The 15,694-nt window shown below is 69.1% G+C and carries 17 protein-coding genes; 11 read left to right on the plus strand and 6 right to left on the minus strand.

Features of this window, described 5'->3' with window-relative positions; translation table 11 throughout:
- Nucleotides 1-4: 4 nt before the first annotated feature.
- Nucleotides 5-1,333: an efflux RND transporter periplasmic adaptor subunit gene (locus tag WKW80_RS34185; protein WP_340368021.1), complete on the minus strand. Its 1,329-nt coding sequence runs from the start codon at nucleotides 1,331-1,333 to the stop codon at nucleotides 5-7.
- The gene (locus WKW80_RS34190) at nucleotides 1,302-1,823 is read right to left on the minus strand and encodes a universal stress protein (RefSeq protein WP_340368022.1); all 522 of its coding nucleotides are present in this window, start codon (nucleotides 1,821-1,823) and stop codon (nucleotides 1,302-1,304) included. The genes WKW80_RS34185 and WKW80_RS34190 overlap by 32 nt, the downstream gene beginning before the upstream one ends.
- Nucleotides 1,824-1,984: 161 nt before the next feature.
- On the opposite strand from WKW80_RS34190, the gene WKW80_RS34195 reads away from it, so the two are divergent.
- Nucleotides 1,985-3,415, plus strand: coding sequence for a trypsin-like peptidase domain-containing protein (locus WKW80_RS34195; RefSeq protein WP_340368023.1), 1,431 nt, complete (start codon nucleotides 1,985-1,987; stop codon nucleotides 3,413-3,415).
- Between the two features lie 11 nt (nucleotides 3,416-3,426).
- Here the strand turns inward: WKW80_RS34195 and acs are convergent, their stop codons facing one another.
- Nucleotides 3,427-5,403, minus strand: coding sequence for an acetate--CoA ligase (acs, locus tag WKW80_RS34200; protein WP_340368024.1), 1,977 nt, complete (start codon nucleotides 5,401-5,403; stop codon nucleotides 3,427-3,429).
- A gap of 146 nt (nucleotides 5,404-5,549) precedes the next feature.
- Between acs and WKW80_RS34205 the strand changes: the two genes are divergently transcribed.
- The 9 genes from WKW80_RS34205 to WKW80_RS34245 all read left to right on the plus strand — a co-directional run bounded on the left by WKW80_RS34205 (nucleotide 5,550) and on the right by WKW80_RS34245 (nucleotide 13,487).
- Nucleotides 5,550-5,858 (plus strand): DUF485 domain-containing protein, encoded by a 309-nt coding sequence (locus tag WKW80_RS34205; RefSeq protein ID WP_340368025.1) that lies wholly within the window; start codon nucleotides 5,550-5,552, stop codon nucleotides 5,856-5,858.
- The gene (locus tag WKW80_RS34210; protein ID WP_340368026.1) at nucleotides 5,855-7,579 is read left to right on the plus strand and encodes a cation acetate symporter; all 1,725 of its coding nucleotides are present in this window, start codon (nucleotides 5,855-5,857) and stop codon (nucleotides 7,577-7,579) included. The genes WKW80_RS34205 and WKW80_RS34210 overlap by 4 nt, the downstream gene beginning before the upstream one ends.
- 14 nt (nucleotides 7,580-7,593) lie before the next feature.
- Complete coding sequence (locus tag WKW80_RS34215) at nucleotides 7,594-9,312, plus strand: PHA/PHB synthase family protein (protein ID WP_340368027.1); 1,719 nt, start codon at nucleotides 7,594-7,596, stop codon at nucleotides 9,310-9,312.
- On the plus strand, nucleotides 9,309-9,446 hold the full coding sequence (locus WKW80_RS34220) for a hypothetical protein (protein ID WP_340368028.1): 138 nt from the start codon (nucleotides 9,309-9,311) through the stop codon (nucleotides 9,444-9,446). Before WKW80_RS34215 ends, WKW80_RS34220 begins: the two co-directional genes overlap by 4 nt.
- A 95-nt stretch (nucleotides 9,447-9,541) precedes the next feature.
- Nucleotides 9,542-10,327 carry a L,D-transpeptidase gene (locus WKW80_RS34225; RefSeq protein ID WP_340368029.1) on the plus strand — a complete coding sequence of 262 codons (786 nt, stop codon included), beginning with the start codon at nucleotides 9,542-9,544 and terminating at the stop codon, nucleotides 10,325-10,327.
- A gap of 9 nt (nucleotides 10,328-10,336) precedes the next feature.
- Nucleotides 10,337-11,101, plus strand: coding sequence for an MlaE family ABC transporter permease (locus WKW80_RS34230; protein WP_340368030.1), 765 nt, complete (start codon nucleotides 10,337-10,339; stop codon nucleotides 11,099-11,101).
- Nucleotides 11,102-11,884, plus strand: coding sequence for an ABC transporter ATP-binding protein (locus tag WKW80_RS34235; RefSeq protein ID WP_340368031.1), 783 nt, complete (start codon nucleotides 11,102-11,104; stop codon nucleotides 11,882-11,884). It begins immediately after the preceding gene.
- Nucleotides 11,881-12,867, plus strand: a complete 987-nt coding sequence (locus WKW80_RS34240; RefSeq protein WP_340368032.1) for an MlaD family protein — start codon at nucleotides 11,881-11,883, stop codon at nucleotides 12,865-12,867. Before WKW80_RS34235 ends, WKW80_RS34240 begins: the two co-directional genes overlap by 4 nt.
- On the plus strand, nucleotides 12,864-13,487 hold the full coding sequence (locus WKW80_RS34245; RefSeq protein ID WP_340368033.1) for a PqiC family protein: 624 nt from the start codon (nucleotides 12,864-12,866) through the stop codon (nucleotides 13,485-13,487). Before WKW80_RS34240 ends, WKW80_RS34245 begins: the two co-directional genes overlap by 4 nt.
- Here WKW80_RS34245 and WKW80_RS34250 read toward each other — a convergent pair.
- The 3 genes from WKW80_RS34250 to WKW80_RS34260 all read right to left on the minus strand — a co-directional run bounded on the left by WKW80_RS34250 (nucleotide 13,460) and on the right by WKW80_RS34260 (nucleotide 15,190).
- The gene (locus tag WKW80_RS34250) at nucleotides 13,460-13,750 is read right to left on the minus strand and encodes a hypothetical protein (protein ID WP_340368034.1); all 291 of its coding nucleotides are present in this window, start codon (nucleotides 13,748-13,750) and stop codon (nucleotides 13,460-13,462) included. The genes WKW80_RS34245 and WKW80_RS34250 overlap by 28 nt on opposite strands.
- Before the next feature lie 184 nt (nucleotides 13,751-13,934).
- Complete coding sequence (locus WKW80_RS34255; protein WP_340368035.1) at nucleotides 13,935-14,282, minus strand: hypothetical protein; 348 nt, start codon at nucleotides 14,280-14,282, stop codon at nucleotides 13,935-13,937.
- Between the two features lie 134 nt (nucleotides 14,283-14,416).
- Nucleotides 14,417-15,190 (minus strand): ferredoxin--NADP reductase, encoded by a 774-nt coding sequence (locus tag WKW80_RS34260; protein WP_340368036.1) that lies wholly within the window; start codon nucleotides 15,188-15,190, stop codon nucleotides 14,417-14,419.
- A gap of 219 nt (nucleotides 15,191-15,409) precedes the next feature.
- Between WKW80_RS34260 and WKW80_RS34265 the strand changes: the two genes are divergently transcribed.
- Nucleotides 15,410-15,694: Clp protease N-terminal domain-containing protein (locus WKW80_RS34265; protein WP_340368037.1), on the plus strand; the 285-nt coding region annotated here is incomplete at its 3' end.

The raw sequence follows: 15,694 nt of genomic DNA on the forward strand, positions 1-15,694 counted from the left end.
ACCGTCACGGGGCCGGGCGTGCCGGCACGCCGCGCAGGCGCGAGCCCTCGACGATGCCGTTGGCCGCCGCGGGCACCACCAGGTCGCCGGGCTGCAGTCCTTCCAGCACCTCGCTCATGCTGCCGGAACGCATCCCGAGGCGGATCGGCTGGCGCCGGGCACGGTGGCCGTCGACCTTCAGCACCCAGGGCTGGCCGCGCTCGGCCTGGCGCACCGATTGCGTCGGGACCAGCACCGCGTCGTGCCGCGATGCCACCTGGATGTCGACGGACACCGTCATGTCCTGGCGCAGGTAGGCCGGCGGCTGCGGCACGTCGAGCTTGACCTCGACCGAACCGCGCTGCACGTCCACGCCGGGATTGATGTAGACCAGCATCGCGGCAAAGCGCTGGTCCGCATAGGCATCCGCCGAGACCAGTGCCGCCTGGCCCGGCGCGAGCAACTGCAGGTTCTTCTCGTCGATCTGCACCACCAGCTGCGTCGCGCCGGAAGGCGACAGCACCATCAGCGCCTTGCCGGGCTGGACCACGTCGCCGGGCTCGACCGCCCGGTCGATCAGCGTGCCGGCAACGGGCGCGACGATGCTGGCGTAGGAAAGCCGCGCATGCGCCGCCTGCGCGCTCGCGCGCGCCTGTGCGAGTGCCGTGGCAGCCACGGCATAGTCGCTGCCATCGGCCCGCGTGGTGGCGAGCTGGCTGGTCGCCGAAATGAGCTGGGCCTGTGCCAGGCTGACTACCTTGTCGAAATCGTCGAGTGCGGCCTGGCCGATGAAGCCCTGGCGGGCCAGTTCGGCATTGCGGCGCTGCTGGGCCTGCGCGTTGGCCAGGTTGATGCGCGCCTGCCGCATCGCCTGCTCGGCGATCGGTGCCTGCACTTCCCGGAGCTGGCGGATGCGCGCCTGCGCCTGCAGCACCGCCGCGTCGGCCTGTGCGGCCGTGGCTTCGAGTTCGGCACTGTCGAGCGCCACCAGCACCTGTCCTTCGCGCACGACCTGGCCTTCTTGCACCGGCACGCTGCGGGCCGTTCCGACGACTTGGGTTCCGATGCTGACGCGATGCGGCGCCTCGACATGCCCGCTCGCCACCACCGACTGCACGAAGTCGCGCCGAATGACCGGGTCGACGTCGATGCGCGGGCCGTAGAGAAGCCGTGGTGCCCCCCACGGAATCAGCGCGATGCCAAAGACGGCCAGCAGAGCGAACAGGCCGTAACGCCGCAGCGCCTCGCGCACCCGATGACGCGCGGGCACCGGCGCAACCGCGAGTGCCGGCGCCGGCCCGGAGGAGGCCGGCGGTGCAAGCTCAAGCGGCGATGGAGACGCGGTGCGGTACATCGGCAGCGGCCGGCGCGGGCTCGGCCTGCGCCTCGGAATCGGTGTGCTTCGAGCGCACCAGCAGGACCGGCACCGGGGAGATGCGAAGGATCTGCTCGGCATCGCTGCCGAGCAGCACACGTCCGACACCGTGCCGGCCGTGGGTGCCGATCACGATGAGATCCGCCTTCCAGGCATCGGCCTGGCCGATGACCACGTCGCAGACCCGGTCGGCCAGCGAGGTGAACAGCATTGTCTCGGCCGGGATGCCGGCGCGTTGCGCGCGCTCCAGGCCATGCTGCAGGATCTCCTCGCCGGCATGCTGCATGTAGGGCAGCAGGTCGGAGGTGTACGAGCCGAAGGTCTCGTAGCCGGTCACGTACTTGAGCTGGTCGACGATGTTCACGAGCAGCAGGCGTCCGTGCGTCAGCGTGGCCAGCCGCACCGCTTCGTCCAGACCCTGCAGCGAGGTGTTGCTGCCGTCGATGGGAACCAGGATTCGTTCATACATGGTGGACCTCGTGCGTCAAGTGATGCCTGCAGTGTCCGGCCGCGCGCAAGCCCGGGCCTTGATGCGCATCAAGGGACGGCGCGCCCGCCCGCCGAAGAATCGAGGGGCCTTCCGTGGCCGTCGGCAGGCATGTTTCGAACAACCGGCCGCAAAGAGAATCCATGAAGCGCTTCGCGATGGCATGCTGGATCGCTGGCAACCTGCTGCTGGGCACGCCGGCCGCGGCCCAGCCGGCCGCGCCCACGTCGGAGACATCGGCGTTCGCGGCGCTGGTCGCAAGCCGCAGCGAGTCGGTGGTGGACGTGGTGACCTTGCGCCGCGAGCGCGAGGGCGACTACTACAAGGACTCGGTCGACAACGTCGATGTCTTTCCCGACAACGATTTCGCCGACCGCTTCGCCCTGCCCTTGCCGACCGGCTACGCCGCCAGCGAGGAGCGCGACCTGGGCTCGGGCGTGATCATCGCCGGCGACGGCTACATCCTGACGAGCGCCCACGTGATCGCCGATGTCGACGAAACCCAGGTGCGGCTGGCCGACGGGCGCCACTTCAACGCGCGGGTGGTGGGCTGCGACAAGCGCACCGATGTCGGCTTGCTGAAGATCGAGGCCCGCGGCCTGCGCGCCGCGGTGACGGGGGATTCGTCGAAGCTTGCGCCGGGCGACTGGGTGGCCGCCATCGGCACGCCTTTCGGCTTCAAGGGCAGCGTGACGACCGGCGTGGTGAGCGCCACCAACCGCTATGTCGCGGGCAGCGGCGAGATCCCCTTCATCCAGACCGACGTGGCGATCAACCCCGGCAGTTCCGGCAGTCCGCTGTTCAATGCGCGCGGCGAGGTCGTCGCCATCAATTCGATGATCTACAGCGGCAGCGGTGGCTTCATGGGCCTTTCCTTTGCGGTGCCGATCAACTTGGCGCTGCGCATCTCGGAAGAGTTGCGCGCGCACGGCAAGGTGCGGCGCGCCAGGCTCGGCGCCGAGATGCAGGAGGTCAGCCCGGCGCTGGCGCAATCCTTCGGCCTGCCCGATCCGGCCGGTGCCCTGGTGGTGCGCATCCAGCGCGACGGCCCCGCCGACGCGGCGGGCCTGCAGCGCGGCGACATCGTGCGCGCGATCGACGGCAAGCGCATCTCGCATTTCACCGAAATGGTCCAGGACATCGCCCAGCGCCAGCCGGGCAGCAGCGTGCGGCTCGAACTGTGGCGGCATGGCCGTCCCGCCGCGGCATCGCTGGTGCTGCAGGAAGACCTGGCATCGCAGCCGCCCGTCGCTAGCCGCCCGCCGTCGGCATGGAACGACGGGCTGGGCCTGCGCCTGGGCGAGCTGTCCGGCGCGCAGAAGGCGCAGCTCGGCATCGAGGAAGGGCTGCTGGTGAGGGAATCCGCCGGCGCCGCTCGCACCGAAGGCATCCGGCCGGGCGACATCGTCATGGCCATCAACGACAGGTCGGTCGACCGCGTCGCCGACATGGGACGCATCCTGGCCGGCATGGCAGCCGGCCGGACCGCCGCGCTGCTGGTGCAGCGCAACGGCCGCCGGGCCTACGTGCCGGTGGAGGTGCCGGAGCGCAGCGCGCGCCGCGACCCGCGCTGAGCCGCCCGTCCTCAGTGCGTTTCGTTCAGCTGCGCCAGGATCGCCGGGTTCTCCAGCGTCGAGACGTCCTGCGTGATGGCCTCGCCCTTGGCCACCGAGCGCAGCAGGCGGCGCATGATCTTGCCGCTGCGGGTCTTGGGCAGGTTGTCGGCGAAGCGGATGTCGCGCGGCTTGGCGATCGGCCCGATCTCCTTGCCGACCCAGTTGCGCAGTTGCACCGCCAGCTTGTCGGCCGCCGGGCCGGTCGGCCGCGCGCCCTTGAGCACGACGAAGGCACAGATCGCCTCGCCACTGGTGTCGTCGGGCCGGCCGACCACGGCGGCCTCGGCCACCAACTCGGTGCAGGCCACCAGCGCCGACTCGATCTCCATCGTTCCCATGCGATGGCCGCTGACGTTGAGCACGTCGTCGATGCGCCCGCCGATGGTGAAGTTGCCGGTGTCCTTGTCGCGTGACGCGCCGTCGCCGGCGAGGTAGTAGCCGCGCAGCTCCGGCGGGTAGTAGCTGGCCACGTAGCGCGCATCGTCGCCCCAGATGGTGCGGATCATCGAAGGCCAGGGCTTCTTGATGACCAGCAGGCCGCTCTGCCCGTTCGGCACGTCCTCGCCGGTCTCGTCGACGATGGCCGCCGCGATGCCCGGGAACGGCAGCGTGCAGGAGCCCGGCACCAGCGTCGTCACCCCGGGCAGCGGCGTGATCATCTGGGCGCCGGTCTCGGTCTGCCACCAGGTGTCGACGATCGGGCAGCGGCCGCCGCCGACATGGGCGTGGTACCACTCCCACGCGGCGGGGTTGATCGGCTCGCCGACAGAGCCGAGGATGCGCAGGCTGCGCAGATCGAAGCGGGCCGGGTGCAACTGGGCATCGCCCTCGGCGGCCTTGATCAGCGAGCGGATCGCCGTGGGCGCGGTGTAGAAGACCGTGACCTTGTGCCGCTCGATCATCTTCCAGAAGCGCCCGGCGTCGGGGTAGGTCGGCACGCCTTCGAACACGACCTGCGTCGCGCCGACGGCCAGCGGGCCGTAGGCGATGTAGGTGTGGCCGGTGATCCAGCCGATGTCGGCGGTGCACCAGAACACGTCCTCGTCGCGGATGTCGAAGGTCCACTTCATCGTGGCCGCCGCCTGCACCAGGTAGCCGCCGCTGCTGTGCTGCACGCCCTTGGGCTTGCCGGTGGAACCGGAGGTGTAGAGCAGGAACAGCGGATGCTCGGCGCCGACCCATTCGGGCACGCAGGTGTCGGGCTGCGCGCTCGCCATCTCGTCCATCCAGCGGTCGCGCGCGGTCCAGGCGATGTCGCCGCCGGTGCGGCGGTACACCAGCACGTTGCGCACCGCCTCGCAGCCGCCCATCGACAGCGCCTCGTCGACCAGCGCCTTCAGCGGCAAGGTCTTGCCGCCGCGCACCTGTTCGTCGGCGGTGACGACCAGCACGGCGCCGGTGTCGGCAATGCGGTCGCGCAGCGAATGGGCCGAGAAGCCGCCGAAGACCACCGAGTGGATCGCACCGATGCGCGCGCAGGCCTGCATCGCGACCACGCCTTCGACCGACATCGACATGTAGATCACGACGCGGTCGCCCTTCTTCACGCCGAGCGCCTTCAGCGCATTGGCCATGCGGCAGGTCATGCCCAGCAGTTGCGCATAGCTGGTGTGCGTGACCGTGCCGTCGTCGGCCTCGAAGACGATGGCCGTCTTGTCGCCCTTGCCTTCGTTGACCTGCCGGTCGAGGCAGTTCCACGACACGTTCAGGGTGCCGTCCTCGAACCATTTGTAGAAAGGCGCGTTGTCGCTGTCCAGCGTGCGGGTGAAGGGCGTCTTCCACTGGACGAACACGTGCGCGAGCCGGGCCCAGTAGCCCGCGTAGTCCTCCTCGGACTCTGCGACGAGCGCGTTGTAGGCCGCTCGCCCCGGCACGTGGGCCGTGTGCAGCAGGCGGTGCGGCGGCGGATAGCCGGCAAGGTTGTGGATCTTCTCCGAAGCGTTCATGCGTGTCTCCGAGGGTTGGGCCTGTGGCGGCGGATGGTCCGCGCATGGTCCGGCAAAGCGCTTGGACAAACCTTGCGCTGGCGCAAAGAGCCGCGGCGATGCCGCATTTCCAATCGAATGACCCCACCACTTTCGAGGAGACATCGATGGAAGACGACCTGGCCCGGCGCATCGCCAGCCAATCCCAATACCAGCAGCTCAAGGGGCGCCGCTCGCGCTTCGGGTGGACGCTGACGGCCCTGATGCTGGTCGTCTACTACGGCTTCGTGCTGCTGGTGGCCTTCGACAAGCCCTTCCTGGCACGCCAGATCGGCGACGGCGTGACCACCGTCGGCATTCCGATCGGCTTCGGCGTCATCGTCTTCACGATCGCGATCACGGCCTTCTATGTGCGGCGCGCCAACGCCGAGTTCGATACCCTCACCGAGGCGGTAGTGAAGGGAGCGCGCCAATGACCCCCCACCCGATCCTGCGCCGCGCCTTCGCGTCGGCGCTGCTGCTGGGCGCATCGGCCGGTGCGCTGGCGGCCGGCGCGGACCTGGGGCAGCTGCAGAAGCAGCCCACCAACTGGACGGCGATCAGCATGTTCGCGATGTTCGTGGTCGGCACCATGTTCATCACCAAGTGGGCGGCATCGCGGACCAAGAGCGCGGCCGACTTCTACACGGCGGGCGGCGGCATCACCGGCTTCCAGAACGGCCTGGCCATCGCCGGCGACTACATGTCGGCGGCCTCCTTCCTCGGCATCTCGGCGGCGGTGATGGCGGCGGGCTACGACGGGCTCATCTATTCCATCGGCTTCCTGGTCGGGTGGCCGGTCATCACCTTCCTGATGGCCGAGCGGCTGCGCAACCTGGGCAAGTTCACCTTCGCCGACGTCGCGGCCTTCCGCTTCGAGCAGAAGCCGGTGCGCGTGTTCGCCGCCTCCGGCACGCTGGTGGTGGTGGCCTTCTACCTGATTGCGCAGATGGTCGGCGCGGGGCAACTGATCAAGCTGCTGTTCGGGCTGGAGTACTGGATCGCCGTGGTCATCGTCGGCTCGCTGATGATGGTCTACGTGCTGTTCGGCGGCATGACCGCCACCACCTGGGTGCAGATCATCAAGGCCTGTCTGCTGCTGGGCGGCGCCAGCTTCATGGCGCTGTCGGTGCTGTGGCACTTCGGCTTCAGCCCCGAGGCGATGTTCGCCGGTGCCGTGAAGATCAAGACCGACCTGGCGCTCAAGGAAGGCAAGACCGCAGAGATGGCGGCCGGCCTCGGCCAGTCGATCATGGGGCCGGGCAACTTCGTCAAGGACCCGATCTCGGCGATCTCCTTCGGCATGGCGCTGATGTTCGGCACCGCCGGCCTGCCGCACATCCTGATGCGCTTCTTCACCGTGCCCAGCGCCAAGGAAGCGCGCAAGTCGGTGATGTGGGCGACCAGCTGGATCGGCTATTTCTACCTGCTGACCTTCATCATCGGCTTCGGTGCGATCACCTTCGTGCTGACCAACCCGCAGTTCGTCGATGCCAAGGGCGCGCTGATCGGCGGCGGCAACATGGCGGCCATCCACCTGGCGAATGCCGTCGGCGGCAACGTCTTCCTCGGCTTCATCTCGGCGGTGGCATTCGCCACCATCCTGGCCGTGGTGGCGGGGCTGACGCTGTCGGGCGCGTCGGCGGTGTCGCACGACATCTACGCCACCGTCATCAAGAAGGGCGACGCCGACAGCGCCTCGGAGCTGCGCGTCTCGAAGATCACGACCGTCGCGCTCGGCATCGTCGCCGTGGTGCTGGGCATCGTGTTCGAGAAGCAGAACATCGCCTTCATGGTGAGCCTGGCCTTCGCCATCGCCGCGTCGGCCAACTTCCCGGTGCTGTTCATGTCGGTGCTGTGGAAGGGATGCACCACGCGCGGCGCGGTGATCGGCGGCTTCCTCGGGCTGATTTCCTCGGTGGGATTGACCATCGTCTCGCCGTCGGTGTGGGAGGCGACGCTGGGCTACCCGGCCGGATCGGCGCCCTTCCCCTACACCTCGCCCTGCCTGTTCTCGATGACCATCGGCTTCGTCGGCATCTGGCTGTTCTCGGTGCTGGACCGGAGCACGCGCGCCCAGGTCGACAAGAACGGCTTCCTGGCGCAGCAGGTGCGCTCGGAGACCGGCATCGGCGCCTCGGGCGCCAGCGGCCACTGAGCGCGGCAGCCACCATGCAGGATGCCGTCGACCCCTGGGACCGCATGCTGCATGCGGGCATGGCGAAGTTCACCCGCGGCGTGTCGCCGGCCTCGCTGATGCTGGCCTGGTCGGACTGGGCCATCCACCTCGCGGCGCAGCCGATGCGCAGCACGCAGGTGATGATGGTCCACCCCTGGCTGCGGGCGGTGGCGTCGGCGTCGCAGGCGCTGCAGCCGCAGGCGGACACTTCGCCCACGCCTGGCGCGCACGAACACGACCGGCGCCTGGCCGACCCCGCATGGGATGCATGGCCCTTCGCGATGTACCGGGAGGCCTATCGCGCGGGTGCGCGGTGGCTCGACGACATGAGCACCGGCGTGCCCGGCGTCGAGCAGCACCACGAACAGATCGTCGCCTTCGCCGCGCGCCATTTGCTGGGCATCGGCTCGCCGGCGAACCTTCCGGCCACGCATCCGGAGGTCCTGCGCAAGACGCTGGCCAGCGCTGGCCTCAACCTGCTGCAGGGCGCGCTGAACTGGCGCGAGGACCTTCAGCGCAATCTGCAGGGCCTGCCGCCACCGGGCGCGGAAGCATTCACGCCGGGCGTGCAGGTGGCGGCCACCCCCGGCAAGGTCGTGCTGCGCAATGCATTGATGGAGCTCATCCAGTATTCGCCGACGACGCCGACGGTGCATCCCGAGCCCCTGCTCATCATGAGCGCATGGATCATGAAGTACTACATCCTCGACCTCTCGCCGCACAACTCTCTGATCCGCTATCTGGTCGAACAAGGCCACACCGTCTTCGCGATCTCGTGGAAGAACGTGGACGCGGGCGACAGGGACCTGGGCATCGACGACTACCTCTCGCTCGGCCTCATGGCCAGCCTCGACGCGGTGCGCGCGATCGTGCCCGGGCAGCGCGTGCACGCCCTGGGCTATTGCCTCGGCGGAACCCTGCTGGCCATCGGCGCCGCGGCCATGGCGCGCGACCACGACGATCGCCTGGCCAGCGTGACCCTGCTCGCGGCCCAGACCGACTTCAGCGAGCCGGGCGAACTCGGCCTCTTCATCGACGAGAGCCAGTTGAGCTTCGTGGAGGACCTGATGGCCCGGCAGGGCTACCTCGATTCGAGCCAGATGGCCGGCGCCTTCGCGCTGTTGCGTCCGGTCGACCTGATCTGGTCGCCCATGGTGCGCAGCTACCTGATGGGCGAGCGCGCGCCCCTGAACGACCTGATGGCCTGGAACGCCGACGGCACGCGCATGCCCTTCCGCATGCATGCCGACTACCTGCGCAGCCTGTTCCTGGACAATTCGCTGGCGCAGGGAAAGTACCAGGTCGCCGGGCAGCCCGTGTCGCTCGGCGACATCGAGGTGCCGGTATTCGTGGTCGGCACGGTCAGCGACCACGTCGCGCCATGGCGTTCGGTCTACAAGCTGAACCTGCTGTGCGACACCGACATCACCTTCGTGCTCACCGATGGCGGCCACAACGCCGGCATCGTCAACGAGCCGGGACACGGACGGCGGCACTACCGGGCCCTGCACCGCGCCAGGAACGCGCCCTACGTGCCACCCGACAAGTTCGTCGCCGAGGCCGCGCAGGTCGACGGATCATGGTGGCCTGCCCTGCACCGCTGGCTCGCCGCTCACTCCGGCGCGCGACGCAAGCCACCGCGCATGTTCCATGCCGCCAGCGGCCATGCACCCCTGTGCGATGCGCCGGGCACCTATGTGAGGACACGATGAACAGAACGATCCATCGCCCGGGCATGCGCCATGGCCTTCTGGTCGCCGCGATCTGGGCCGGCGCGGCCGCCCTGGCATCGGCGGTCGCCGGGCTCGTGCTCTACACCTGGGTTCTGCTGGTCACGCTGGACTGACGCGGGCCGGCGAGGATGCGCATGGAAACACGCGTCCGCCACGCGCCTTGACGCGGATCAAGGGCGTGCGCGCCGGCCGCCTCAGACTCCGTGCCATGCACATCCTCCGAACCGCCTGCCGCATCGTCATCTCCGGCCTGCTCGCCGCCGCACTGGGAACCGCGGGCGCGGGCCCCTCTGCGCTGAGCGAAGCGTACCGGGAACAGATCGATCGGCGGTTGCGGGTGCCCGCGGAATCGGCGGAGCACTATGGCGGCCTGGCCGTGGCCGCACTCGTGCAGGCCGGCATCCCGATCCTCGTTCCGCAGTACGTCGCGCTGGTCGACCGCAATCCGCACGTGCAGGCGATCTTCCTCTTCTGGGTCGGCGGCGGCTTTCCGCCGGTGCTGATCGGTGCTTCGCCGGTATCCACGGGCCGCGGCGGCGAGTTCGATCATTTCGAGACACCGCTTGGCGTGTTCGAACATTCGCTGGCCAACCCGGACTTCCGGGCCGAGGGCACGCTGAACGAGCACGGCATCCGCGGCTATGGCGCCAAGGGCATGCGCGTCTTCGACCTGGGCTGGCAGGAAGCCACCAGGCTCTGGGGCGCGGGTGGCCGCGGCACGATGCGCCTGCAGATGCATGCCACCGATCCCGACCGCCTCGAGCAACGGCTGGGCAGCGTGCAGTCCAAGGGCTGCATCCGGATTCCGGCCAGCCTGAATCGCCTGCTCGACCACTACGGGGTGCTGGACGATGACTACCTCGCGGCCGCGGCCGATGGCATGCCGAACTGGGTGCTGCCCATGAACCAGGCGCCGGTGCACGATGCAGGGCGCTACGTGATCGTGGTCGACTCGGGCGCGAGCGAGCGGCCGGCATGGTCGCCGCCGCGTTGAACGGCCACCATGCCGCCGCGCATCAGCACCCTGTCGCGCCCCGTGGCCTTTCTCGGCGGGGTGCTGATCTCCGGCAGTGCGGCGGTCGGCGGCCACTGGCTGTTCCGCCCGAAGGACCTGGTCCGGGTGCTGGCCGACTGCAGCGCCAGGGCGGTGTCGATCGTGCTGGTGGTCAACGCGCTGGTGGGCGCCATCCTCGCCTTCGTCGGCGCGGTGCAGCTGGCCAAGTTCGGCGCGGGGATCTTCGTGGCCGACCTGGTGGGCATCGCGGTGGTGCGCGAGATGGCGGCCATCATCACCGCGGTGGTCATCTCCGGCCGGACCGGGGCGGCGTTCGCGGCCGAGCTCGCCACCATGCAGGCCAACGAGGAGATCGACGCGCTGGAAGTGCTGGGCCTGGGCGCGATCGACTTCCTGGTGCTGCCGCGCGTGGCCTCGCTGCTCGTGATGATGCCGCTGCTGTACGTGTTCGCGTGCGTGGCGGGCCTGCTCGGCGGCATGACGGTGGCCACCATCATGCTCGACGTGTCGCCGGCCGCCTACCTGCTGCGCACCAATGACGCCCTCACCGCCGTGCACCTGGAACTGGGCGTCACCAAGTCGGTGGCCTTCGGCGTGCTGATCGGCTTGGTGAGCTGCTACCACGGGCTGCGCGCCAGCCGCGATGCCGAAGGCGTCGGCGTCGCCACCACAGAGGCGGTGGTCTCGAGCATCGTCGGCATCATCGTGCTGGATGCCGTGTTCGCGTTGTGCGCCAACGCGCTGGGGATCTGAATGGCCGTGCTCCAGGTCGACGGGCTGGAAATGCGCTTCGGCAGCCGCCTGATCCAGCAGAACGTGTCCTTCGCGGTGGAGAAGCGCTGCATCTACGCCGTCATGGGCGGCAGCGGCTGCGGCAAGAGCACGCTGCTGAAGCACCTGGTCGGCCTGCTGACGCCCGCCGCCGGCACGGTGCGCTACGACGGCGTCGACTACTGGGCCAGCGACGAAGCCGGGCGCAGCCGCCTGCGCTCGCACTTCGGCATGCTGTTCCAGAGCGCGGCGCTGTGGTCGTCGATGACGGTGCTCGAGAACGTCTGCCTGCCGCTGGCCCGGCAGACCCAGCTCGACACACGCGCGCAAGAGGCGCGGGCACGCGAGGTCCTGGCCTGGGTGGAGATGGCCGAGTTCTGCGACTACTTCCCGTCCGACCTGAGCGGCGGCATGAAGAAGCGCGCCGGCCTGGCACGGGCCATTGCCGCGGAGCCGCCGCTGCTGTTCCTCGACGAGCCCTCGTCGGGCCTCGATCCGATCAGCTCGCGCCGCCTCGACGACCTGATCCTCGACATCCGCGACCGCACCGGGGCCGCGATCGTGCTGGTGAGCCACGAACTGCCGAGCCTGTTCGCGATCGCCGACGACGGCATCTTTCTCGACGCCGACAGCAAGCAACCGATTGCGCACGGTGCGCCGAGGGACCTCGCCGCCCGCCTCGCGCATCCCACGGTGCAGGCCTTCCTTCACCGCGAGGTCCCGCCCGCGGCGGCACCGCCCGCCCACCTGGAGCATTCGGCATGAAACGCAATGCGGTACTGATCGGCAGCTTCGTCATCCTGGCCCTCGTCATCGCCGTCGGCTCGATCCTCTGGCTCAGCGGCAACGACCTGTTCAGCGAGCAGAAGAAGGCGCGCGTCTACTACCAGGGCAACGTGAGCGGACTGTCGGTCGGCGCGCCGGTGACCTTCCGCGGCGTGACCGTGGGCCAGGTCACGGACATCGGCATCCAGATGGAACCGGGCTCGCTGAAGACGACGGTGCCGGTGTCGCTGAAGCTGCAGCCCTCGGTGCTCCATTTCGCCAACGAGCCGGCCGGCAAGACGCTGGACGTGCACGAACTGGTGCAGCGCGGATTGCGCGCGCGGCTGGCCTCGCAAAGCATCGTCACCGGCCAGAAGGCGATCGACCTCGATCTGTTGCCCGACACGCCCGCGGTGCTGCTCGGCGGGCCGGGCGTGCCGGAGATTCCCGCGACGCCCGAACGCTTCGGCGCCCTGATCGACCAGGTGGCGGAGTTGCCGCTGCGCGATTCGGTCACGGACATCCGCGCCGCCGTGCAGGAACTGCATGCGACGATCGTCTCGGTCCAGCATGCGGTGGACAGTGCGCAGCAGACCCTGGCGGCCGGTTCCAAGGAATTGGCGCTGACCGCGACCGAATCGCGCCGCACGCTGACCGCGGCGACCGAGGCCATCCGCCAGGTCCAGGGCCAGTCCGCGGCGACGCTCCAGGCCATGACCCGCCTGGCCGACGCTTCGCGGGAAACCGTCAGCGCCGCGCAGCCCGAGTTGCAGCGTGCGATCGTGGGCACGCGGCAAGCCGCCGAATCCGCCAGGCTGACGATGGACCGCCTGGCCGACATCACCGCCCCGGACGCGTCGCTGCGCACCGAGCTCGAGGCCACCGTGGCCGACCTGTCGCAAGCCGCGCGCAGCTTCCGCTCGGTCAGCGAACTGCTGGAAGAACGGCCGAATGCCATCGTCTTCGGAAAGGGGCGGCCATGAGCTTCCCGAGGCAACGCGCGGCGCTCGCCCTGTGCATCGGCCTGGCGCTCGCCGGCTGCGCGGCCGCGCCACCGCCCTTGCTGGTCACGCTGCCGGCAACGGCCGCCGGCCCGGCTGCGGCGCCGCCGGCGGGCGCGACGGCACGCGTCATCGCGCTGCGCCGGCTCGAAATCCCCGAGTACCTCAAGGCGCGCCGCATGCGATTCCGTGCCGACGATGCCACCCTGGCCGAATGGCCCAATGCCTACTGGGCCGAGCGCCTGGAGGTCGCGGCCACCGAGGCCTTCGGTGACGCGTTGCGCCGGCACCTGCCCGGCTGGGAGATTTGCGAATCAAGTTGCAGCGAACGCTCCGCCGCCCTCTCGCTGCAGCTGCAGCTGACCCGCATGGATTACGTGCGCAACGAGAAGCGGCTGCGTGCCGATGCCCGCCTGTCGGTATGGAGCACCGATCGTCCCGCCCGCCTGGTGCGCACCGAGCAACGCAGCTACACCATCGACGGCGAGGCGGACACGCCGCAGGCGCATGCGCGGGCCATCGGGCAACTGCTCGACCGCCTGGCCGAAGACACCGCGCCGTCGGTGGGCGCTTTTCAGCCGGCGGGATCGGTCTCGAGGTAGGAAGGGAACTCGAAGTCGCCGGTTGCCAGCAGCACCGGCTTCGCGGGATGGCGCCGGTAGTGCAGCAACGCCACCTTCTCGATCTGCCCGAAGTTGTCCCGGCATGCCTCGACGAGGCTGTCGCCGCCGCCTCGGGCGCCAAACAGGTCCCGCAAGGCGTCTTCCGAGATCTCCGCCACGACGCGCGGACCGTCGCTCCCGCGCGGATACAGCGCGAACAGGACGCTGCCCCTGTCGAAGCAATAGATGGCATCGCAGTCCATGGTGGTCTCCTTTCATTGCAGGCAATGCACGCACCGAGCGATTTATCCGAATGAATGACAGCGTGCGCCGCCGCAGACGCCACGGTGTTGCGCCAGATCAAGGATGTGGCTCGCAAGCGCCCTGCTTACGCTGGCGCAAGGATCCTTGGTCCTGCCGGAGCGATGCTCGGTCTCCCTGTCGACTTCAGAGAGATTCCATGAGATCGAAAGAAATGCTCGGCCTGCTCGTGATGGCGCCTGCGTGTCGGCTTGCGCCGCCGAGGGCATGGCGCCCGGCCAGCTGAGCCCACACCGCCAGCCAGAAGGTCTGGAACGCCGCGAACCAGGCTGCCAGCGAGGCCGAACGCGCGGGGAACAAGGCCGCCGAGGAAGCGAAGTCCGCGGTGACGAAGAGCGAAGCCACGGCGGGCAAGGTGTCCACCGCGGTCGCCGAAGCAGTGAAGCGCGCAATGCACGCGAGCGCCGAGGAAGCCGAGCAGGCGGCCCAGGCCACGCGCGACGCACTCAAGGTGGCGCAGGAGGCCACGCTCAAGGCCGCGCGGGCAGCGAAGCATCCGGCCGAAGTGGCCAGCCAGCCACAAGGCGACGCAGGCGCTGCAACCCGCCAAGCACCGAACGTCCAAGCACCGAAGCCGCAGCCGCGTGACGGCGCGGCCTCGCGGCACCTCACTTGTCGACGAAGGCCCGCTCGACGACGTAGTGGCCGGGGTGGCTCATGTTGCCCTCGCCCAGCCCGAGCTTCTCGAGCACCGTGCGCGTGTCGTGCAGCATCTGCGGGCTGCCGCACAGCATGAAGCGATCCTGCCGGGCGTCGATGGCCTGCAAGCCGATGTCGTGGGCCAGCTGCCCGCTTTCCAGCAGCGCGGGAATCCGGCCCTGGTGCCTGAACGGCTCGCGCGTCACCGTCGGGTAGTAGACGAGTTGCCGCGACACCTCGCTGCCGAACCAGGGATTGCGCGGCAACTCGTGGGAGATGACTTCGGCATAGGCCAGCTCGCTTGCGAGGCGGCATCCGTGCACCAGCACGACCTTCTTGAACCGCGCGTAGACATCGAGGTCGCGGATGACGCTCATGAAGGGCGCCAGGCCCGTGCCGGTGCCCAGCAGGTAGAGCGTGCGCCCCGGCAGCAGGTTCTGCAGGAGCAGCGTGCCGGAGGCCTTGCGCCCGACCAGCACCGTGTCGCCCTCGCGAATGTGCTGCAGGCGCGAGGTCAACGGTCCGTTCTGCACCTTGATGCTGAGGAACTCGAGGGAAGGCTCGTAGCTCGCGCTGGCCATGCTGTAGGCGCGCAGCAAGGGCCTGCCTTCGACCGTCAGGCCGATCATCGTGAACTGCCCGCTCTGGAAGCGGAAGGCCCGGTCGCGCGTCGTGGTGAAGGAGAACAGCCGGTCGGTCCAATGCCGGACGCCGAGCACCCGGGCTTCGTACAAGTCGCTCATGTCCCATGGTCGCCGCTCTCCGCGTCCGCTTCCTTGATGCAACGCAAACGTTGCGTCGGCCAGCGAATGCGGGAGCGGCGGCCTTCGAGGGTCCGAAGCGATCCGGCCGGCCTGCTGGCCGATTGGCTTGATCCAGGTCAACAGTTGCCCAGCTCGGGCGGCGGAGACTGGCTCTGAGCATTCCCATTCGACTTTCAAACCGGACCGCGGAACCAAGCCATGCGCCAAGACAAACTCACCACCAAATTCCAGGAAGCCCTCGGCGACGCCCAGTCGCTCGCCTTGGGTAATGACAACGCCTATATTGAACCGGTGCACCTGCTGCTCGCGATGCTGCGCCAGGACGAAGGTCCGCGCGCGGTGCTCGAGCGCGCCGGTGCCAACGTGCCCGGTCTCGTGCAGGCCGCCGAGGCCGCGATCAAGAAGCTGCCGCAGGTGCAGGGGCACGATGTCGTGCAGGTCGGGCCGGATCTCAACAAGCTGCTGCAGGCGACCGAGAAGGAA

It is taken from the genome of Variovorax humicola (assembly GCF_037889915.1).
GTDB lineage: Bacteria > Pseudomonadota > Gammaproteobacteria > Burkholderiales > Burkholderiaceae_C > Variovorax > Variovorax humicola.

Bases quoted from the DNA above. Each gene is read 5' to 3' on its own strand.
- WKW80_RS34185 (WP_340368021.1), bottom strand. From the start codon at position 1,333: ATGTACCGCACCGCGTCTCCATCGCCGCTTGAGCTTGCACCGCCGGCC.
- WKW80_RS34190 (WP_340368022.1), bottom strand. From the start codon at position 1,823: ATGTATGAACGAATCCTGGTTCCCATCGACGGCAGCAACACCTCGCTG.
- WKW80_RS34195 (WP_340368023.1), top strand. From the start codon at position 1,985: ATGAAGCGCTTCGCGATGGCATGCTGGATCGCTGGCAACCTGCTGCTG.
- acs (WP_340368024.1), bottom strand. From the start codon at position 5,403: ATGAACGCTTCGGAGAAGATCCACAACCTTGCCGGCTATCCGCCGCCG.
- WKW80_RS34205 (WP_340368025.1), top strand. From the start codon at position 5,550: ATGGAAGACGACCTGGCCCGGCGCATCGCCAGCCAATCCCAATACCAG.
- WKW80_RS34210 (WP_340368026.1), top strand. From the start codon at position 5,855: ATGACCCCCCACCCGATCCTGCGCCGCGCCTTCGCGTCGGCGCTGCTG.
- WKW80_RS34215 (WP_340368027.1), top strand. From the start codon at position 7,594: ATGCAGGATGCCGTCGACCCCTGGGACCGCATGCTGCATGCGGGCATG.
- WKW80_RS34220 (WP_340368028.1), top strand. From the start codon at position 9,309: ATGAACAGAACGATCCATCGCCCGGGCATGCGCCATGGCCTTCTGGTC.
- WKW80_RS34225 (WP_340368029.1), top strand. From the start codon at position 9,542: ATGCACATCCTCCGAACCGCCTGCCGCATCGTCATCTCCGGCCTGCTC.
- WKW80_RS34230 (WP_340368030.1), top strand. From the start codon at position 10,337: ATGCCGCCGCGCATCAGCACCCTGTCGCGCCCCGTGGCCTTTCTCGGC.
- WKW80_RS34235 (WP_340368031.1), top strand. From the start codon at position 11,102: ATGGCCGTGCTCCAGGTCGACGGGCTGGAAATGCGCTTCGGCAGCCGC.
- WKW80_RS34240 (WP_340368032.1), top strand. From the start codon at position 11,881: ATGAAACGCAATGCGGTACTGATCGGCAGCTTCGTCATCCTGGCCCTC.
- WKW80_RS34245 (WP_340368033.1), top strand. From the start codon at position 12,864: ATGAGCTTCCCGAGGCAACGCGCGGCGCTCGCCCTGTGCATCGGCCTG.
- WKW80_RS34250 (WP_340368034.1), bottom strand. From the start codon at position 13,750: ATGGACTGCGATGCCATCTATTGCTTCGACAGGGGCAGCGTCCTGTTC.
- WKW80_RS34260 (WP_340368036.1), bottom strand. From the start codon at position 15,190: ATGAGCGACTTGTACGAAGCCCGGGTGCTCGGCGTCCGGCATTGGACC.